The organism is Sphingomonas sp. (assembly GCF_039594485.1).
GTDB lineage: Bacteria > Pseudomonadota > Alphaproteobacteria > Sphingomonadales > Sphingomonadaceae > Sphingomonas.
On sequence record NZ_JBCNNI010000056.1, the window covers coordinates 1 to 16,553 of the forward strand.

Consider the following 16,553-nt stretch of genomic DNA (forward strand, 5'->3'; position numbering starts at 1 on the left):
ACGCCGGGCTGTGGTTCCGACGGGGTCGCTTGCTCATCTTGCCTCCTGCTTACGGCCAGCATGGCCGCTGTCAGATCGACAATCCACTTATCCACGCTGTTCAAATTCCCCGAGCCACCTCAGTAGAGCGACCCATCGGATGTTCTGGCGTTTCGGAGTGGCGGTTCGGACTCCATTCTTGTCGGAATCAGATGTTCAACATAGGCATGCGTAGCACTGCGCAACGATGGAAGCTCAGCCGCCAGGATCGCACTGGAAGCGATGTTGCTGATCGGATGAAGGCGCTGGAACGCGAGAACCGCGAGCTACGCCAGGCTAACGAGATCCTGCGTAAGGCGTCGGCGTATTTTGCGATGGCGGAGCTCGACCGCCGAGCGAAGTGATGGTGTCGGACTTCACCTACGTCGCGACCTGGGCGGGGTTCGTCTACGTGGGTTTCGTCATCAACACCTACGCCCGCCGGATCGTTGGCTGGCGCGCCAGTCGGGGAGTGTCAGGAATTTCGTGTTCGGGCTGGCATAACGGGAGAGAATGAGACCCGATATGTCCCGAGGTGAAGAGCTTGCGATACCGAATGAACTCCTTGATCAGTTGCTGGCTGGGGGTGACGCCGTCACCGCCCTTGCGGATGGTGGGCTGCTGGATGCCTTGAAGAAGGCGCTTGCGGAGCGCGGGCTGAATGCCGAGATGGATCACCACCTGTCCGGGGAGGACGGAGCGGGCAATTAGCGCAACGGCTATGGTCGCAAGACGATCACGACCGATACCGGCAAGCTGGCGATCGAGGTTCCGCGCGACCGGCAGGCGAGTTTCGCCCCGCAGCTGATCGCCAGGTATCAGCGGCGCCTTCCTTGGTCCGATGACAAGATCGTGTCGATGTACGCGCGGGGCATGAGACCGATCATGCCAGCCAAGCGAGTCGACGCATATTCGCCCCCTGCCTTTGGACTGACCAGATATGCCTCGATCCCAACAATTCCGTCCCATCATGCGCAGCACGCTGCCGCACATCGGCAGAATGCCGATACAATCCGAAATTAACGCTACTTATCCAAATCTCATAATATGAGATAGTCTTTCGAAAATTGGTATGGACTCTGTGTTGTGCCAGATGTACGCTGCAGAACAATTGGCCTTACCAGTGACTCAGTTGTGGTCGCCCCGGGGGGTCGAGGAAAAAGCCGGCACCTTAAAAGGGCGCGGCGCTGGAGGGGATCAGACTATGCGGAATCGTGGACAGATCGTGCGTGATGGCGTGTCGAGCATCGCACTCGGACTCGTGCTCGTCTTGGGCACGGCGCAAACGGCACGGGCGCAGGCTGCAGCCGAGCCGCAGCCTGCCGCTCCGCAAGGAGCCGACAATCAGACCGCCGATGCGCCGATTTCCGACGAGATCGTGGTCATGGGTTTTCGAAAGTCCTATGAAGACGCGCTGAGGATGAAGCGCCAAGCCGAAGGCGTCACGGATAGCATTTCGGCTGACAGCTTGGGGCGTTTCCCGGACCTCAATGTCGGCGAAGCGCTGCAACGCGTGCCGGGTGTACAGATCAATCGGGAGGCCGCATCGCGCGACGCCACGATCAACCTGCGCGGCCTGCCCGGTACATATGTGCGCTACACGATCAACGGCCAGACCTATGCCGACCCCCTGCTCGACAGCTCTACGCCATTGGGGGCCTTCAACGCGGACGTTTTTTCAGCGATCACCGTGATCAAGACTCCGTCAGCCGTCGATCAGGCAGGGGGACTATCCGGGATCGTCGATCTGCAAATCGCGCCTGCGCTGGGGCGCAAGGACGGCGGATTTGCGAAGCTCGCCGGGGAATATAATACCCTCGGGAAATATGCTTCGCCAGCCTTCACTATAGGCTATAACAAGCACCTGTCGGACAATCTCGCCGTTTTCGGTGTCGTCGCCTACAAAAAGGAAAAGTTCCGGCGCGACTCGATTTTCCTCAATGCCTACTCTCCGCTAAATCCGACGACGACGCCCAATTTCGGACAATATGCCGATTACTATGCGTCCTTCGCTGCTAACGGTAGTTGCCCGTCGGGTCGGGTCTGTGCCGCTGGTGGGACGGCGGCCAAGGGCACGCAAGGGGTCCGATTTGCATCGGACGAGCGTCAGGTGGTGCAGTATAACAAGGGCAACCTGCTCACCATGGCGGGCGGTGCCGAGTGGCGAGCCGACGAGCATCTTAAGCTTTCGCTCAACGGCTTCTACACGCGGCGCAATTTGTCGAACAATCAACAGAATCTGATCGAGGTCGATCTGCGCGGAAACCGCACGGTGATCTCGCCACTGGATACGCCAAAGGTGCTCGCGGACGGCAATGCGTATATCCAGACTTTCAATTTCACCAATGCCCAGGTCAACGACTCTATCCGCTCCAACCCGTTGCTCGAACAGGCGTGGGACCTGATCGGCGCCGCCGACTGGCATAAGGACAACTGGCACCTGACCGGCACGGTCGTGAAATCGCGTGGCGAGAACAACGCGGTACAGACCCAGATCGACGTGCGTAACCTGCCGACAGCGGCCGGCAACGGCATCAACGGCAGCTTCGCGTCGGGTGGATCGAATATCGGCGGCTATAGTCTCGGCATCAATCGCAATCCTGCCGTGATCGTACCAGCAGGCCCCTGGTCCTGGAGCCCTGCCAATCAGCCGACCCAGATCGCGGCCAATGGCGACCAACTGGTCGTGACGGGTTCGTCCGGCTATGGGCTCAATCAGGTCGGCGCTGGGCAGTTCGATGTCGAACACAACTTCGACGATCTTCCTTTCCTGAAGTCGATCATCCTCGGCGGCCGCTACGAGCGGGACCGCTACATCTCCCGCGGGTATCGAACCAGTGCCAAGGGGATCCAGACTCAGAATATCAGCAGCAGCTTCCTCGGGACTACCTCCTATCTGGGCTCGTTCTTCGGCGGATCGGTGCCGGGCATCCTGACGAACTGGCCGCAGGTCAATTACGACGCAGCCGTTTCAGCGTTGAAGCCGGTTGCGGCAGCAGCGGGTGACGTCGTGACAGCGACCGGCTGGATCAACGACCCCACGAATGCGGCCTACACGCTCTACAACTTCGATGTAAGCAACGACATCTGGGCAGCCTATGGCCAAGTGAAGTTCGGCTTCACGCTGGCAGGCGTGTCCATTCACGGCAACGCGGGGCTGCGCTATGAACAGACCCGGCAGATAATCAATACGCAAAACCGGCAGGTCGGCGCCGGCGGTGCCATCACCTTCGTGCCCGTCGAATTTCGCCAGAAATACCACAATGCCCTGCCTTCGGTCATCGTGGCGGCGGATCTGACGGACAAGCTGGTGCTGCGTGGGGCCTATTACGAAACCTTCGTTCGCCCGCAGCCGCGCAACTTGACTCCGGCGACGGCCGTGAGTGCCAATTCGAGCGGTTATGCGATCGCCTATGGCGGCTTCGACCTGAAGCCCTATTCGGCGACGGCTCAGGATCTGTCCCTCGAATGGTACAATCGGCCGGGCGGCGTTTTTGCCTTGGCTCTCTACCGAAAGCGGATCACCAACCTGATCGCGCCAGAGAGCAGGCTGGACAAGCTTTGCCCTGCCGATGCGTCCGCCTTCGGGCTAGGTCAGTTGACCTTGGTCGGCACCACCTGTTTCAGCAACGTTCTGGTCAATGGGCAACCGGCGATCATCACCGCCACGGGGAATTACAACCAGCCCAATCCGATCACCGTCAAAGGCCTTGAATTCAGCGCCCAGCAGAATTTCGATTTTTTGCCTGGATTGCTGAAGAATCTCGGCGGACAGTTTAATTACTCCTATACCGATATTTCGGGCACTAATACCGACGGTTCTCCTGCCGTTCTGCCCGGCGTATCCAAGAACAACATCAACGTCATCGGATACTATGAAACGAAAAGGTTCGGATTTCGCGGCACCTACAGTTGGCGCGATCAATATGTCCTGACCGGTGGCTCGACGTTCACGGGCGGCGCGAGTCTCGTAGCGCCCCGCAGCCAGTTCGACGCTTCCACCTCGTTCAACTTTAATGAGAATTTCTCGATCTCACTTGATCTTTACAACCTGACAAATGCCAAGCGCATTCAGTATCAGGTCACGCCGGACATCCCACGCCAAGCGGATTATGACGGACGCACGTTCACTCTGAGCCTGCACGGCACATTCTAGAGGAGGCGGAATAGGAGACAATAGTGTCGGTTACTCGTCGCCATCTTCTGGGTCAGGGTGCGGCTGCCGCGCTGGTGGGGTGGGCACCGCCGAGCTGGGCAGCCGCGCCAAAGGCCGATGCTCCTGCTGGTCTCCTATGCAATTTACGAGACGGAGCGGTCGTGCTGGACGGTCCAGCACGGCTCGCCTGGACGGTGCCACAAGGCGAGCAACGTGCCTACCGCCTTCAACTGCTACGCGTCGCGAACGGAAGCCGGGCGCTGTGGGACGGTGGCTGGGTATCGGACGACCGCAGTACCGGCGTCGAACTGCCCTTGGCGGCGCGGACGGTGATGGGGCCGGACGATGCGTGTTTTTGGCGGGTGCAGATCAGCGACGGGACGGGACGGCGTTCAGGCTGGTCGGCGCCGCAACTGCTACTCGCCGCACCCGCACGATGGGAGGCGCGATCGATCTGGGCGTCCCGCGCGACGACTTTAATATCCCCCGCCGACTGGGCGCTGATCCGCCACGGCTTCGTACTGGCACGCAAGCCAGTGCTCGCATGGCTGAGGGTTTCGGCGTCCTCGCCCGAACCGATCCGCCAATATGTGTTCCGCGCTTGGGTGAACGGGCGGCTGGTCGGCCTCGGTCCGTCGCGCGCCTCGCAGCCCGACAAGCAGGCGCATTATGTCGGGATCGAGGTCACCGACGCCTTGCACGCCGGGCACAATGCCCTTGCCGCGCTCTGCTATACGACGGAGGGCCACGCCTTCCAAGCCGAACTCCTCCTTCTCCATGCCGATGGCAGCCGCCAAGTCATTGCCAGTGGTCCTGACTGGAAAGCACAGGACGGCGCTGCATGGCGGCCGCCCGCAGGCACGACCGGCGGTGGCTATTACGTCGCACCATTGGAGGCGATCGATGCCCGGCACGAGCCCGTCGGCTGGTGCGATGCCAACTATGACGACGCAGACTGGCCCCGTGCCCTTCTCCGGCCGACGCTCCCGTCGCTGATACCCGAGGGTGCAGGCCCGCTGGGTATCGCCTTGGAACGGCCCGCTCACGTCCAGCAGGAAGCCGGCTTGTGGCGCGTCGACTTCGGTAGCGAACTGGTCGGCGGCTTGGCCCTGACGGTCCGCGCCGCTGGCGGTGAACGGCTCCGCGTCAGTCTCGGCGAGGAACGCAATGCCGACGGCAGCGTCCGCGATCACTTGCGCTGCGGCCAGATCTATCGCGAGAACTGGACGCTCCGCCCGGGCGAGCAGCGCCTCGAGCATTGGGGCTATCGTGCCTTTCGCTGGGTGGAGATTGAAGGACCGGCCAATCTCGAGCTCGACGTCGCGGCCCTCCGGCTCGAACAGCCATGGCGCGAGGACGATGCGCACTTCGCTAGTACCGATCCCGAACTCGACCGCGTCCACGCCTTCTGCACCTATTCGATCCGCGCGACCCGTCTCGATCTTTATCAGGATACCCCGACCCGCGAGCGGGGTCCTTACGAGGGCGATACGGTGGTCAATCAGGCGTCCGAATATGCGGTGCAGCGATCCTATGCGCTCACTCGTCAGTCGATCGACTGGCTGATCCACCGTCCGACATGGCCAACCGAATATCGGCTGATGCCGCCGGTACTCGCTTGGCGTGACTATATGGCCACTGGCGACGACCGGCTGCTCCACGACCGGTTCGATGCGATGGTCGCGGCGCAACTGGTCGACCGGATCAACATCGATGGGCTGGTCGAAAAGGACCCTGGGGAATCGAGCAAGCCTTGGGGGGACCTGGTCGACTGGCCCAAGGCGAACCGCGACGGATTCGTATTCCGCCCGGTGAACACCGTGGTCAACGCTTGGCAGGTCGCCGCACTGAACGCGTTGTCGATGATCGGCACCACCATCGGCCGCGCAGCGGAGGCACATAGCCTGTCAGCCGTCGCGGCACGTATGCGTACGGCGATGAACACACATCTTCTCACCCCCGAGGGTATCTACCGCGACGGCAGCGGTACCGAGCATTGTTCTCAACACGCGACTGCCTTCGCCATAGCACTGGGCATTGCCGACGACGGAGCGGCACGAACGGGTGCCGCGGCACTCGCTCGACAGGGCATGCGGATGAGCGTCTATGGTGCGCAATTCCTGCTCGAGGCGTTATATCGTGGAGGCCAGCCCGATGCCGCGATGGCGCTGATGACATCGCATGACGATCAAAGCTGGCTGGCGATGCTCGATCGCTGGGGTGCGACGATCGTGATGGAGGCGTGGAATCCCATGCTGAAGCCCAACACCACGTTCAGCCATGCCTGGGGAACTGCTCCCGCCAATCTTATTGCAAATGCCTTGGCAGGCGTGACGATCACGGAGCCCGGCGCGCGACGGCTGCGCATTGCGCCCCAGCCAGGCGCACTGGGTCGGTTCGAAGCGAAGGTGCCGACGATCCGTGGACCTGTCGGAGTCACGTGGCGCCGCGAAGGTGCGCCGCTGCTGACGCTGGAGGTGCCACCAAATGTTCGCGCCGACGTGGCTATGGCCCTGCCAGTCCCTGGCATGCAGGCAGCGCGAATATCCGGCCCAGACGGCGTCAGATCCGTCCCGATCATCGGCGACCTGTTGCGCTACGATGACTTGCCTGCGGGACATTATCGCTTCGCGCTTCTGCGGACCTCGGGCCCAAGGGAGCGGTAGTCGGAAGCGACTGGAACGACAGATCGGGTTCGAGCAGGGAGGACAGGGCCGAAGTTCCACATTATAGTACGGCGGTCTACCGGGGCTCCTGCCAGAGGAAAGCTTGCCCATGCCCGCATCCGCCACCAAGGCCGATCCTGCCGAAGCCAAGACGCCATCCGGCAGTCAGACGCTATTACGCGGCCTCGATCTGATCGACGCCATTAGCGAAGGACCGATCGCGCTCGCCGAACTCGCCGTTCGGCTCGGCCTTACCCGCAGCACGACGCACCGCCTCGCCAGCGCTTTGATCGATCGCCGGTTCGTGACCTTCACGCCACGCCAGGGCTATTGGCTGGGGCCAAAGCTTCTGGAATTGGGTTTCCTGGCGCAGAAGCAAGCCGACGTCGTGCAGATTGCCCGCGATCATCTACAGACGCTTGCCGCCGCATCGGAGGATACCGTGCATCTCGGCGTGCGGGACCAGGATCATGCGCTGTACCTGGACAAGATTCCTGGCCGCCGACGTGTCGACATCAGCAGTCGCATCGGCGATCGTCAGCCGATGACCTCGACCGGATTAGGAAAAGCGCTGATGCTTGACGATCCCGAGCGGCTTTGGCGTCCCCATTTCGATGCCGAAGGAAATACCGCAGACTATGACCAATGGCTTCGGCGAATGCGCCAATATGTCGCATCCGGCTTCGCCTTCGACCTTGAGGAAAACGAGGATCAGATCCGCTGCGTCGCCGCGCCTATCCGAGACACCAAAGACAGCATCGTTGCGGCAATCAGCGTCTCAAGCGCCGCGCAATATATGTCCGACGATCGTATGATGTCTCTCACGAAGGACGTGCTTGCATCGGCGCATGCGATCAGTCGCGACCTCGGGTGGCGTGGCAGATAAACCCGCAGGGTTTCGGAAGGCCACGCTTCTCACCAGATCTCACCGAAGCTGCCTGCGCTATGCGCCCATGCCGTTAGAGCGGGATGACATCAGATTGATCCCCCCTCTCCGTCAGGGGAGGGGAAATCATTTTGGATCATCGTCACGTCATCACGGCCTGTAACCTATTGGCCTGCCCCCTTGCTTTCATAATAGTGGGCAAGAACGGCGAATGCCTCTTTGCGCTGGCCCGTTTCGGATATCAGACCCTTCCGGTTCCAACCTTGCTGAAAGTCTGGATTCTGGCGCCGGGGTGAGCGGAAGTCCTTCAATATCCAAGGCGATAGGCCGCGCAGGGTTGGCACATGGTCGGCCATGCCCAGCGTAGCACGATAATAGTCCGCCTGAAACTCTTCGGAGAATTTCTGCTTGTTGACAGGGTCATGGAAGCCCGCGCGCGCGTCGGCGCCCAATTCACTGAATATCAACGGCTTATCTGATGGAACATGCCATTCGCTCCGGGCCAGATCGCTCAGCCGGTCTTCGGTATACCAGCCGTTATAGGTGTTGATCGCCAAGACATCGAGCGCATCGCCAAGTGGATCGGCCAAGGTCATGATCGGATGATCCGCCCCCTTGGTCCGCTCGACCAGCAAGGCCGCGCTGATGAGCCGTGTATCGTCCATTCGCCGCGCGTCGCTGATCAGCGTTCGCAAGAAGACGTTGCGCGCGTCGGTGACCGGCGTCTCGTTTGCAACGCTCCAGATCGCGATCGAGGCGCGATTGCGATCGCGAAGGATGTTCTCCGCCAGCATCATGCGCGCACGGTTGAGGGTGTCGGGGTTCGACCATGCCACCCGCCAATAGACCGGCACTTCGCTCCAGACGATCAGGCCGAGCTCGTCGGCTAGCCGCACGGTCACATCGGAATGCGGGTAATGGGCCAGTCTTACGAAATTCCCATGCAACCCATCTTTGATTTCGGTCAACAGCGCGCGCGAGGCAGCGGGGGTCATCGCACGCGTCGGCGCAACGCCAAGCTCTTCCTCATGCATCGAGATGCCCCGCAGGAAGATGGGCTTGCCGTTCAGCAGGACATTCGCGCCACGGCGTTCGATCGTGCGGAAGCCAATCCGGTCCTTCCATTCATCCTCACCGGCCACGATCGATACGTCGTACAGTTTCGGCTTTTCAGGCGACCAGCGGATCAATGCACGCGGCGCCGCCATCGTCGCGCGCCAATTGCCAGCGGCGTCAGTAACCCCGGTCTTGTCGAGGCCCAGACCCGCGACACGCAGTCTGATGGCGCTATGTGCCGCTTGCGGCCCGTCCAGGTGTACGTCGACGGCCATTTTCCCGTCGCGTGTCAATCGTACCCAGGCATCGTCGACATAGGTGTCGGGTGTCCGAATTAATCTCACCGCACGGGTGATACCGCCATAATTTTCCCAATCGGTGACAGGCGGCGGTACCGTCGCTTCGGTCGCCTGCGAATCCACGCCGACGGTGATCTGGTTCTGTCCATCGCGCAGCACCTGCGTTACGTCGAAGGCGAAGGGCGTAAATCCACCCTCGTGTCGACCGACCTCCTTGCCGTTCATGTAAACGATCGTCTTATAATTGGCCGCGCCAAAGCGCAGAAAATAGCGCCCTTTACGCGTCGTCGGCGAGGCAAAGGCCCGCTGGTACCACATCAATCCATCGTAATGACGCAACTCAGGCGCCGTCGTCAGCCACGATGAGGGCAGTGAGGTCTGGGCGGAACGGGCAAGATCGAACTCATAGAGGACGCGACTATCTTCGGCCATTGCCTTGCGAGTATCGATATCGAGCCAGCGCTGCTGGCCTGGATCGGGAAGCGCGCCGTGAAAAGCAGCGATACCCGAGCGAAAAGGATCGATCGAGTAATGCCACGGCCCCGATAAATCGATGCCGTCTCTCAAATCTGCCGCCACCATCAGAGGAGCTGGTTGAGGCGGGACGATACTTGAGCCCTCTTTTTGCGCCGTGCCCGGTGCGGGCATCATGGCCAGCAACGCCCCAATGGTCCAGCCTAACCCTGCCATTGCAATCGACATTCTGTTGCGTGTGGTGATCATCGCCTTCCTCTCCCTTGTCGTATTTGATGGAATGTTTTTCGTTGCCTCCATGGCGTGAGCGCCGTTGCGTTCAAGACCGTGCAATTCAGCCAATCCTCACATTCGGTCCAGCAACGAATATACGGGGTTAGTATCTCTGGTCAGATCGTTCATCATTTGGTGGCCATGATCCGGTCGCACAGGGATCAATCGCCAAGTGCTCTGATGAAGACGGTGAATAGCGGCCACTACTCGCGACATCGTCGCATCGCCCTCGATGTGGTCTGCTTTATGAAAGGCACCGTGCGGCTCCCATTGTACGAAGCGAAGACGGAGAAAGCCAATCCGGTCGCCGCGTCGCTCCAACATGCCCGGCAGGTCGTAGTCGTCACGTACTCAAAAAAAAGGACTCTAGGCACATGCATAAGCTGGTTGATGGTCTCGGAACCCGAGCTAACAGTGCGGCTACATCTGCGTCCGTGCTCATAACGCGTGGCAGTTCAGATGTCGGGAATATTTTATCGTTCAGATGAACGACCAACCGAGTACCCTCCGCATCGGCAACTCGACATGCCGCCTCCAAGAACTCAGCGTTATTTGCCCGCAGGGCATTTGCATACATTTCGGCATAGGCCTCCATCACCTTCGGAAACACCTTTGCATTACAGTTCCTCTCGCTGCCCGATAGCGCGGCAGCCGGGCAAGGATCGTTCTTTCCAAAGCCAGCCGAGGGCTGATATCCATCATACAGAAGCGTTTCGTCGCGGCCTCGACAATGCCAGCGTCGTAGTTGAGCTCGGCACCAAGCCGCTTAAAAATTTGCAAGTCAAACGCAACAACAGCCGCCAGCTTGTTGAATCGCAAGGTCCGAGCGCCGTCGTGTAGAGACCTGGCCAGATCAGTTCGCGTCCGGTCGAGCATGGGCATGAAATCATAGGTGACGGTTCGGGTGCCACATCCCGCCAGATTTAGCAGGCTCCGCGCACACGCTGCGATCAGACGATCCCAGGCCGCGCCACACGTTTCAACGTTCTCATGAAGGCGGAGGCCTTCGACCACGAACCAGCGCATTGCTTGCGTCATCATGAGGAAAAAAAGGGGGGGGGCGCAACGATCACGACGCTCATCTCAACGTATGCAATGTCGAGATCGCCTGATCCGGTTGGAACCTTCCGCATATTCCCCTCCCTGCCATAACCGCCGGATTTTTTGTCCGCTTGCGAAAGCACATACCATTTGGCCAGACCAATGCAATGATTCCCATTATATGGAATTCATATCCACTATATACAATTTTCTACACCATCTCGACAGGCTGCAGCATGCGCCATTCACCCGAGCGGCAGTGATCTCTCCTGCCGCAAATTTAGGCAGTATCTCCATTCTAGTGGATTGATCGAGACGAAAGAGTCCATTGGGTGATTCACTTTGCCACGGCGCCGTGCGATGGTGCGGGATACGCAGCGGGATTGAGATCAGCGTTACGGCATCGGACTGGGTACGACTTGAGGGGATCGTGGCGGCGCGCAGCTTGCAGCAGAAGCATGTGTGGCGGGCGCGGATCGTGCTGCTGAGTAAAGCTGGTCTGGGCACGGTCGCTATCATGGCGGCGACGGGCAAGTCGAAGACCTGCGTGTGGCGCTGGCATGAGCGGTTCATGGCCGGGGGTGTCGAGGGCCTGTGACCCACGACTACCAGCGCAACGGCACCACGACGCTGTTCGCCGCCTTGAACGTCCTCGATGGCTCGGTGATCGGGCGCAACATGCAGCGTCACCGCCACCAGGAGTTCATCCGCTTCCTCAACGCCATCGAGACCGAACTGCTGCCCGACAAGGCCGTCCACGTCATCCCCGACAATTACGCGACCCACAAACAGCCCAGGGTCCTCGCCTGGCTCGATCGCCACCCGCGGTGGACCTTCCACTCCGTCCTCGACCTGCAGGCCGCCATCAACCGCTTCATCACCGAGCATAACCAGGCGCCAAGGCCATTCGTCTGGCGCACCGATCCGTATGAGATAATCGCCGCTGTTAGACGAGGGCATCAAACGTTGGAACCAATCCACCAAGTGCAGCAGTGTCCGCGCTGTTCGTCAATGACGGTGCGGCGCTGATCCTGACGCCGATCGTTATCGCCATGCTGCGGGCGCTTGGGCTCAAGGACAAGGCGACGCTGGCATTCGTCATGGTGGCCGGGTTCATCGCCGACACCGCCAGCCTGCCGCTGGTCGTGTCGAACCTCGTCAACATCGTGTCGGCCGACTTCTTCCAAGTCGGGTTCGGTGACTATGCGTCCGTGATGGTGCCGGTCGACCTCGTGTCGATCGCCGCGACGCTGGCGGCGCTGCTGCTGTTCTTCCGGCGCGACATACCGACAGACTATGACGTGCGGGCGCTGCGCGCGCCGCGCGAGGCGATCCGCGATGCTGCAACGTTCCGCGCCGGATGGATCGTGCTCGCCCTGCTGCTCGCCGGCTTCTTCCTGCTTGAACCGCTGGGCGTGCCGGTCAGCGCCGTCGCCGCTGCTGGCGCGATCCTGCTGTTGGTGATTGCGGGGCGGGGCCATGTCATCCAGACCGGCAAGGTGCCGCGCGGCGCGCCGTGGCAGGTCGTCATATTCTCGCTCGGCATGTACTTGGTCGTCTATGGCCTTCGGAACGCAGTGTTGACCAATCATTTGGCGGCGCTGCTCGATCGCGCCGCGCAAGGCGGCGTGTGGGGTGCGGCACTGGGTACGGGCGTCATCGCGGCCGTCCTGTCGTCGGTGATGAACAACATGCCGACCGTGCTGGTGGGCGCGCTGTCGATCGACGCCGCGCACGCGACCGGGGCGGTCAAGGAAGCGATGATCTACGCCAACGTGATCGGCTGCGACCTCGGCCCCAAGCTGACACCGATCGGCTCGCTCGCGACGCTGCTGTGGCTGCACGTCCTGGGGCAGAAAGGCGTGCGCGTTGGATGGGGCTATTATTTCCGGGTCGGTGTCACGCTGACCGTGCCTGTCCTGCTCATCACGCTGGCGGCGCTCGCGCTGCGAATTGGAATGCCTGATGCCTCTCCGCGGCGTGGCCGACCCCGATCATCTGCCCGCGCTCGACCGGCGCTATGCGCTCGATCGCCCCGCTCTCGGGCTGGGCGCTGGCAATCCGCCGCCCCGCATCCTGCTGCTCTACGGGGCGCTGCGCGAGTGATCCTATTCGCGCCTGTCCATCGAGGAGGCGGCGCGACTGCTCCGCTTCTTCGGCTGCGAGACCCGAATGTTCGATCCCGCAACGCTGCCGCTGCCCGACCAGCACGCCGGCGACGACCATCCGGCCGTCCATGAACTGCGCGAACTGTCGATGTGGTCGGAGGGGCAGGTGTCGTGCAGCCCCGAGCGCCACGGCCAGATTACCGGAATCATGAAGCTGCAAATCGACCACCTTCCGCTCAGCATGGGCGGGATGCGCCTTACGCAGGGCCGCACGCTGGCGGTCATGCAGGTGTCGGCGGGATCGCAGTCGTTCAACAGCGTCAGCAGCTTGCGCGTGCTGGGCCGCTGGATGCGAATGGTGACGATCCCCAACCAAATCGAGCGTCGCCAAACCGTTCAACGAGTTTGATGACGCCGGCCGCATGAAGCCGTCGAGCTATTACGACCGGATCTTGCACGTGATGGAGGAACTGGTGCGCTTCACCATCCTGTTGCGCACACATACCGCGCAACTGGTCGATCGCTATTCAGAGCGAAAGGAAGCCGGAGTGCCGATCGACGCCGCCACGGACCTGTCCAGCATTGCGACCATGGCGCAATCCTGATCGCCACCGAGGGCCGAATGCTCAAACGGATCCATTCTCACTCCGCCTTCCATTTCACCGGGATCCGCAGGTAGGTGACGCCGTTCGCCTCCGCTTCATGGAAGCGGCCCGCGCGGACGTTGACCTGGATCGAGGGCAGCAGGAGCTTGGGTACTGACAGACCCGCGTCACGCTGCTCTCGCATCGCGACGAAATCGTCCTCGCTCACCCCGTCATGGACGTGGACGCTCGACCGGCGCTGCTCGCCTACGGTCGATTCCCAGCGATAGTCATCGCGACCCGGTGCCTTGTAGTCGTGGCACAGGAACAGTCGCGTCGTGTCCGGTAGCGCCAGCAGGCGACGGATCGAACGATAGAGCATCCGCGCATCCCCGCCGGGGAAGTCGGCGCGGGCGGTGCCATAGTCGGGCATGAACAGCGTGTCGCCAACGAACGCGACGTCGCCGACCCGATAGGCGATATCGGCAGGGGTGTGCCCGGGGACGTACAGCACCTGGACCTCCAGATCGCCGATCGTGAAGCGGTCGCCATCCTCGAAAAGCCGGTCGAAGTCCGATCCGTCGGTCTTCAGGTCGTCCATCGCGAACACCGGGCGTAAAATCTTCTGCACGTCGCGGATATGCGCGCCGATCCCGATCCAGGCGCCGGTGTGGGCCTTGATGAAGGGGGCGGCCGACAGGTGATCGGCATGAGCATGCGTCTCCAGCAGCACCCTGATCCGCCAGTCCTGTTCGCGGGCAAAGGCGACGATGCGCTCGGCCGAGCGGGTGTCCGCGACGCCGCTCGCTATGTCGAAGTCGAGCACCGGGTCGATCACCGCCGCGACCCGCGTCGCGGGATCGCCGACAAGGTAGCTGATCGTGTTGGTCGGCTCGTCGAAGAAAGCCTCGATGAAGGGCTGGGTCATGATGTCCTCCGTTAGCGCTTGCTTATATATTAGGATGTGCTACATAAGCAATATCTCATGGATTAGTGATGATGCTCAAACCGCCGGTGGACTTGGCGACATTCGAGGCGAAGGCCGGTCAGGTAGCCGACACGCTGAAGGCAATTGCCAATGCGCGGCGGCTGATGCTGCTGTGCAAGCTGGTCGAGCATGGCGAGGTGACGGTCGGCGATCTGGCGCGTGATGTCGGCCTGTCGCAGTCGGCCTGCTCGCAGCACCTCGCCAAGCTGCGCGACGAAGGCCTCGTCACCTATCGGCGGGAGAGTCAGACGCTTTGGTACGCCATTGCGGATGCTCGCGTCGAAACGCTGCTCGCCACGCTCTACCAGCTCTATTGCAAGGATTGATGCGATGACTCTTGCGACCCTTTCCCCCGCCGACACCCGCGCCGCAGTCGATGCCGGGGCGCGCCTGATCGATATTCGCGGTGCCGATGAACATGCGCGTGAGCGTATTCCCGGTGCGACGAACGTTCCGCTCGAGCGGATCGGCGATCTGCCGCGTGACGGCCGCCCGGTCGTCTTCCACTGCAAGTCGGGGATGCGGACCGCTGCCAATGCGGCGCAACTCGGTGCGGCCGCGGCAGGCACACCGGCCTATATCCTGAGTGGTGGCATCGAGGCGTGGCGACAGGCCGGATACCCCGTAGTCGCCGACCGGTCGCAGCCGCTGGAGATCATGCGGCAGGTGCAGATCACGGCAGGTGCGCTGGTGCTGACCAGCGTGCTGCTCGGCCTGTTCGCCGCCCCCGGCTTCTTCGGGCTGTCGGTGTTCGTCGGCGCCGGGCTGATGTTCGCGGGCGTGACGGGGCGGTGCGGCATGGCCAACCTGCTGCGCATTATGCCCTGGAACCGGCGCACGTCGGCCTGAAGCGAACATGGACACCGCCGCCATCCTAGCCACTCTCCTATCCGGGAGCGTGATCGGCTTGATCCTCGGCCTCGTCGGCGGGGGCGGGTCGATCCTCGCCGTGCCGCTCCTGATCTATGTCGTCGGCCTCGGATCGCCGCATGCCGCGATCGGGACGGCCGCGGTTGCCGTGACGGTCAATGCGCTGGCCAGCCTGATCGGTCATGCCCGCGCCGGTCGGGTGAAGTGGCGGTGCGCCAGCGTGTTCGCCATGTCCGGGATGATCGGCGCGGCGCTGGGGGCGGAACTGGGCAAGGCGTTCGACGGCAAGCGGCTGCTGGTCCTGTTCGGGCTGCTGATGATCGGTGTCGGCCTGTCGATGCTCCGCAAGCGCCGCACGATCGAAGCGCCGGACGTGCGACTGACCCGCGACAGCGCGGCGACGCTGCTGCCCCGTCTGGTGCCGATCGGGCTGGGGGTCGGACTTGCCGCCGGGTTTTTCGGGATCGGAGGCGGATTCCTGATCGTGCCCGGACTGATCCTCGCAACCGCCATGCCGCTGCCGTTCGCGATCGGCACGTCGCTGGTCGTCGTCAACGCGCTGGGGCTGACCACTGCCACCTCCTACGCCTTGTCGGGTCTGGTTGATTGGGGCGTGACCGCGCTGCTGGTCGCAGGCGGCGTTGTTGGGACGATCGGCGGCATCGCGCTGGGTAAGGTTCTTGGCACCCGTAAGTGTCTGCTTGAACACGGATTTGCCGCCGTGGTGATCGCGATTGGGATCTACATCACTTCATCCTCGGCTTAAGTCACGCTCCTTTCGGAAGAATACACCAGAGACGTTCGATCCCGTCACTTCACCATGGTTCGAGGGGGCTCGTAGCCGATTGCCGCCTCCCCTGATCGATCTCCATCAACGGCCAGGGGAGGCACTCCATGAGAGCGCCCCTCTCGATGCGTAATGTAGGCAAGGTGGGTCGTGCCCCACGGGGTGGTGTAGCTGAGGGGTGGCCATCGGCGATCTTCGGATAGGTTTGGGTTGCGAAGCTCAACCGACGGAGACCCCGATGACCGACGATAGGATGAACCTGCAGGCGCTGGTGGGAAAGAGCGCGGATGCAGATTTCCTGCGCGAGATGATCGGCTTTGCCGCGCAGCGTTTGATGGAGCTGGAGG

Annotated in this window: 9 protein-coding genes and 5 pseudogenes; 11 read left to right on the plus strand and 3 right to left on the minus strand. The window is 61.8% G+C overall.

Annotated elements, in window-relative coordinates; translation table 11 throughout:
• Positions 1–257: 257 nt before the first annotated feature.
• From ABDV78_RS18455 to ABDV78_RS18475, 5 genes and pseudogenes are all read left to right on the plus strand, one after another.
• Positions 258–487: pseudogene (locus ABDV78_RS18455) on the plus strand (hypothetical protein); the annotation flags it as partial.
• Between the two features lie 56 nt (positions 488–543).
• Positions 544–894 (plus strand): annotated as a pseudogene (locus tag ABDV78_RS18460) (transposase); the annotation flags it as partial.
• Between the two features lie 217 nt (positions 895–1,111).
• Positions 1,112–4,174 (plus strand): TonB-dependent receptor, encoded by a 3,063-nt coding sequence (locus ABDV78_RS18465; RefSeq protein ID WP_343528942.1) that lies wholly within the window; start codon positions 1,112–1,114, stop codon positions 4,172–4,174.
• A gap of 161 nt (positions 4,175–4,335) precedes the next feature.
• Positions 4,336–6,840, plus strand: a complete 2,505-nt coding sequence (locus ABDV78_RS18470) for a family 78 glycoside hydrolase catalytic domain (protein ID WP_343528943.1) — start codon at positions 4,336–4,338, stop codon at positions 6,838–6,840.
• 109 nt (positions 6,841–6,949) lie between these two features.
• Positions 6,950–7,726 carry an IclR family transcriptional regulator gene (locus ABDV78_RS18475; RefSeq protein WP_343528944.1) on the plus strand — a complete coding sequence of 259 codons (777 nt, stop codon included), beginning with the start codon at positions 6,950–6,952 and terminating at the stop codon, positions 7,724–7,726.
• Positions 7,727–7,890: 164 nt separating this feature from the next.
• On the opposite strand, the gene ABDV78_RS18480 is transcribed toward ABDV78_RS18475, so the two are convergent.
• Both ABDV78_RS18480 and ABDV78_RS18485 read right to left on the minus strand, forming a co-directional pair.
• Positions 7,891–9,897, minus strand: coding sequence for a glycoside hydrolase family 2 TIM barrel-domain containing protein (locus tag ABDV78_RS18480; protein WP_343528945.1), 2,007 nt, complete (start codon positions 9,895–9,897; stop codon positions 7,891–7,893).
• Positions 9,898–10,422: 525 nt separating this feature from the next.
• Complete coding sequence (locus tag ABDV78_RS18485) at positions 10,423–10,854, minus strand: mannonate dehydratase (RefSeq protein ID WP_343528946.1); 432 nt, start codon at positions 10,852–10,854, stop codon at positions 10,423–10,425.
• 385 nt (positions 10,855–11,239) lie between these two features.
• Between ABDV78_RS18485 and ABDV78_RS18490 the strand changes: the two are divergent.
• The 3 pseudogenes from ABDV78_RS18490 to arsH all read left to right on the plus strand — a co-directional run bounded on the left by ABDV78_RS18490 (position 11,240) and on the right by arsH (position 13,582).
• Positions 11,240–11,898: pseudogene (locus ABDV78_RS18490) on the plus strand (helix-turn-helix domain-containing protein).
• Positions 11,856–12,824 (plus strand): annotated as a pseudogene (gene arsB / locus ABDV78_RS18495) (arsenical efflux pump membrane protein ArsB); the annotation flags it as partial. The pseudogenes ABDV78_RS18490 and arsB, both read left to right, overlap by 43 nt.
• Before the next feature lie 10 nt (positions 12,825–12,834).
• Positions 12,835–13,582 (plus strand): annotated as a pseudogene (arsH, locus tag ABDV78_RS18500) (arsenical resistance protein ArsH).
• Positions 13,583–13,619: 37 nt separating this feature from the next.
• Here arsH and ABDV78_RS18505 read toward each other — a convergent pair.
• Complete coding sequence (locus ABDV78_RS18505) at positions 13,620–14,489, minus strand: MBL fold metallo-hydrolase (protein ID WP_343528947.1); 870 nt, start codon at positions 14,487–14,489, stop codon at positions 13,620–13,622.
• 68 nt (positions 14,490–14,557) lie between these two features.
• On the opposite strand from ABDV78_RS18505, the gene ABDV78_RS18510 reads away from it, so the two are divergent.
• From ABDV78_RS18510 to ABDV78_RS18520, 3 genes are read left to right on the plus strand one after another with little or no spacing between them, the layout of a single operon-like run.
• Positions 14,558–14,875 (plus strand): metalloregulator ArsR/SmtB family transcription factor, encoded by a 318-nt coding sequence (locus ABDV78_RS18510; RefSeq protein ID WP_343528948.1) that lies wholly within the window; start codon positions 14,558–14,560, stop codon positions 14,873–14,875.
• A 4-nt stretch (positions 14,876–14,879) separates the two neighbouring features.
• Positions 14,880–15,398, plus strand: coding sequence for a rhodanese family protein (locus ABDV78_RS18515; RefSeq protein WP_343528949.1), 519 nt, complete (start codon positions 14,880–14,882; stop codon positions 15,396–15,398).
• Positions 15,399–15,405: 7 nt separating this feature from the next.
• Positions 15,406–16,185 carry a sulfite exporter TauE/SafE family protein gene (locus tag ABDV78_RS18520; protein WP_343528950.1) on the plus strand — a complete coding sequence of 260 codons (780 nt, stop codon included), beginning with the start codon at positions 15,406–15,408 and terminating at the stop codon, positions 16,183–16,185.
• Positions 16,186–16,553: the final 368 nt, after the last annotated feature.